At 70.6% G+C, this 333-nt stretch carries 1 protein-coding gene; it reads left to right on the top strand.

The window, feature by feature from the left end:
* The coding region (locus tag EII41_RS14270) for an InlB B-repeat-containing protein (RefSeq protein WP_411292615.1) at positions 1-333 on the top strand (333 nt) is incomplete at both ends.

A 333-nucleotide genomic window follows, 5' to 3' on the forward strand; every position in this document is an offset into this window, starting at 1 on the left:
ACGCGCCCATCCAAACCGGCGACGAGGTCGAAGCGGGCAAAACGGTCCTCTTCACCGCCGCCCCCGCCGCGGGGCACCGCGTCAAAGCGTGGACACCCGCCAACGGCACCGCCACGACGTACACCGTAACGAACCTCTCGGCCGAAACGACCGTCACCGTCGCCTTCGAGGCCATACCCGCTCCGCCGCCGGCGCCCGTCAAGCATCGCGTCCATTTCTCGCACACCGGCAGCGGCGCGCTCACGGCCACGGTCGATAACGCGCCCATCCAAACCGGCGACGAGGTCGAAGCGGGCAAAACGGTCCTCTTCACCGCCGCCCCCGCCGCGGGGC

Origin of the sequence: Tannerella forsythia (assembly GCF_003860135.1) — a bacterium.
Taxonomy (GTDB): Bacteria; Bacteroidota; Bacteroidia; order Bacteroidales; family Tannerellaceae; genus Tannerella; species Tannerella forsythia_A.